Origin of the sequence: Rhodococcus sp. R1101 (assembly GCF_000278445.1) — a bacterium.
GTDB lineage: Bacteria > Actinomycetota > Actinomycetes > Mycobacteriales > Mycobacteriaceae > Rhodococcus > Rhodococcus gordoniae.
Window position 1 is genome coordinate 1 of the sequence record NZ_AJVB01000454.1, and the last position, 3194, is coordinate 3194.

Below are 3194 nucleotides of genomic sequence, written 5' to 3' on the forward strand. Positions count from 1 at the left end.
ACTCCGCGCGGTCATCGAGGCGCGGCAACGCGGTTTCTCCGTCGCCGTGGTGTGCAAGTCGCTGTTCGGTAAGGCCCACACCGTGATGGCCGAAGGCGGGTGCGCCGCGGCGATGGGCAACGCCAATCCCCGCGACTCCTGGCAGGTCCACTTCCAGGACACGATGCGCGGCGGCAAGTTTCTCAACAACTGGCGGATGGCCGAACTGCACGCGCGCGAAGCGCCCGACCGGGTGTGGGAACTGGAAACCTACGGAGCGCTGTTCGACCGGACACCCGACGGACGGATCAGCCAGCGCAATTTCGGCGGCCACACCTATCCACGACTCGCCCACGTCGGCGATCGCACCGGACTCGAACTCATCCGCACGATGCAGCAGAAGATCGTGTCGCTGCAGCAGGAGGACCACGCCGAACACGGGGACTACGAGGCGCGGGTGCGGGTCTTCGCCGAATGCACCATCACCGAACTGGTGAAGGACGCGGAGGGTCGCATCGCCGGAGCGTTCGGATACTGGCGTGAGACCGGGCGATTCGTGTTGTTCGAGGCGCCCGCCGTCGTCATCGCCACCGGCGGCATCGGCAAGTCGTGGAAGGTGACGTCCAACTCGTGGGAGTACACGGGCGACGGTCATGCGCTCGCCCTGCGCGCCGGTGCCGCCCTGATCAACATGGAGTTCGTCCAGTTCCACCCCACCGGGATGATCTGGCCGCCCAGCGTCAAGGGCATCCTCGTCACGGAGGGCGTCCGCGGCGACGGCGGGGTGCTGAAGAACTCCGAGGGGGAGCGGTTCATGTTCTCCTACATCCCTCCGGTGTTCAAAGGCCAGTACGCCGAAACCGAGGAGGAGGCCGACCGCTGGTACGACGACCAGGAGAACAATCGCCGTACCCCCGATCTGCTCCCGCGCGACGAAGTGGCCCGCGCCATCAATTCGGAGGTCAAGGAGGGCCGCGGCACCCCGCACGGCGGAGTCTTCCTCGACATCGCCTCGCGGATGCCGGCCGCCGAGATCATGCGGCGGCTGCCGTCGATGCACCACCAGTTCAAGGAACTCGCCGACGTCGACATCACCGCCGAAGCGATGGAGGTCGGCCCGACCTGCCACTACGTGATGGGTGGAATCGAGGTCGACCCCGACACCGGCGCGGCCTCCGTGCCGGGACTGTTCGCGGCCGGGGAGTGCTCGGGCGGGATGCACGGGTCGAACCGCCTGGGCGGAAATTCGCTGTCGGATCTGCTGGTCTTCGGCCGCCGGGCCGGTATCGGCGCGGCCGACTACGTCCAGGGCCTGACGACGCGACCGGCCGTGATCGAAGCCGACGTCGACGCCGCGGCACGCGCGGCGCTCGCTCCCTTCGATCCGGCCGAGGCCGACCGCGCCGAGAACCCGTACACTCTGCACACCGATCTGCAGCAGGTCATGCAGGATCTCGTGGGCATCATCCGCCGCGCGGACGAGGTCGAACGCGCGCTCGCCGAACTCGACGGGTTACGGTCCCGGATCCGAAACGTCGCAGTGGAGGGACACCGCCAGTTCAACCCGGGCTGGCATCTCGCCCTGGACCTGCGGAACATGCTGCTCGTGTGCGAATGCGTCGCACGAGCCGCGTTGCAACGCACCGAGAGTCGCGGAGGACACACCCGCGACGACTATCCGTCGATGGATGCGCAGTGGCGTCGCACACTGCTCACCTGCCGCCTCGACGGGGGCGACCCGTTCGTCCCGGACGTCTCGGTCACCGCCGAGCGGCAGGAGCCGATGCGTCCCGACCTGCTGGAACTGTTCGACATCGACGAACTCGGCAAGTACTACACCGACGAGGAACTCGCGGATCACCCCGGACGGAGGGGTTGAGATGGGATATCGGGCGGCGTTCAGGATCTGGCGGGGCGACGCCGACGGCGGACAGTTGCGCGACTACACCGTCGAGGTCAACGAAGGCGAGGTCGTCCTCGACATCCTGCACCGCCTGCAGGCCACCCAGGCACCGGATCTCGCCGTGCGCTGGAACTGCAAGGCGGGCAAGTGCGGATCCTGTTCGGCGGAGGTCGACGGCCGCCCGCGCCTGACGTGCATGACCCGCATGTCGCTGTTCGATCCCGACGCGACCGTCACGGTGACGCCGATGCGCACCTTCCCGATCATCCGCGATCTCGTCACCGACGTCTCGTTCAACTACCGGAAGGCACGCGAGATACCGGCCTTCGCACCGCCCCCGGATCTCGCGCCGGGGGAGTACCGGATGCAGCAGGTCGATGTGCAGCGCTCCCAGGAGTTCCGCAAGTGCATCGAATGCTATCTGTGCCAGAACGTCTGTCACGTGGTGCGCGACCACGAGGAGAACAAGGAGGCGTTCGCCGGTCCCCGTTATCTGATGCGCATCGCGGAACTCGAAATGCATCCGCTCGATGTGGCCGATCGGCGCGACGTGGCGCAGGACGAGCACGGGCTGGGCATGTGCAACATCACCAAGTGCTGTACCGAGGTGTGCCCGGAGAACATCCACATCACCGACAACGCGCTCATCCCGATGAAGGAGCGCGTCGCCGGCCGCCGCTACGACCCGATCGTCTGGCTCGGCAACAAGCTGTTCCGGCGCTGAGCGGAGCCCGGGACGGAAATCAGTTCACGCGTTCGGCGACGAGTGGAATCAGTTCGTCGAGCGCGAACGGAACCGACAGCACCGAGTTCGTCGAGAACGCCGCGGAAATGTCGGAATCACTGTCGAGCACGAGGAACCGACCGTCGCGCACCGCCGGGATCTGCCGGAAGACCGGATTGTCGGTCACCTCGGCGGCCGGTACGTAGATCGGCAGCACGATCAGCAGGTCGGCGTCGAGCATGTCCAGGTTCTCGTCGGAGACGGTGATGAAGAAATCGTCCGTCGCCGCGGCCTGCACCTGCGGATTGTTCACGAAGCCGAGCTCGGTCATGAAGTCGACGCGCGAGTCGCCGACGACGTAGGCGCCCCACCCCTCCGACGTGTAGGAGGCGACGGTGACGGTCCTGCCCGCGAACTCGGGATTGTCGGCGGCGGCCTGCTCGAAGTCCGCATCGATCTGCGACAGCAGTTCGGCGCCCTTGTCCGGGACACCGAGAGCCGCTGCCACGGTGGTCACCTGGTCGTCGAGCGAGGTGAGATAGGCGTCGCTGCCTTCCGGGCCGGCGACGGTCGGGGCGATCCCCGACA

3 protein-coding genes are annotated in these 3194 nt (G+C 67.0%); 2 read left to right on the forward strand and 1 reads right to left on the reverse strand.

Annotated elements, in window-relative coordinates; translation table 11 throughout:
* Both R1101_RS0119725 and R1101_RS0119730 read left to right on the forward strand, forming a co-directional pair.
* On the forward strand, positions 1-1858 hold a 1858-nt coding region (locus R1101_RS0119725), incomplete at its 5' end, for a fumarate reductase/succinate dehydrogenase flavoprotein subunit (protein ID WP_016935036.1).
* Position 1859: 1 nt separating this feature from the next.
* Positions 1860-2606, forward strand: coding sequence for a succinate dehydrogenase/fumarate reductase iron-sulfur subunit (locus tag R1101_RS0119730; protein WP_016935037.1), 747 nt, complete (start codon positions 1860-1862; stop codon positions 2604-2606).
* Positions 2607-2625: 19 nt separating this feature from the next.
* Here R1101_RS0119730 and R1101_RS0119740 read toward each other — a convergent pair.
* Positions 2626-3194: ABC transporter substrate-binding protein (locus tag R1101_RS0119740; RefSeq protein WP_016935038.1), on the reverse strand; the 569-nt coding region annotated here is incomplete at its 5' end.

Coding starts and splice junctions, on each gene's coding strand:
- R1101_RS0119730 (WP_016935037.1), top strand. CDS start 1,860: ATGGGATATCGGGCGGCGTTCAGGATCTGGCGGGGCGACGCCGACGGC.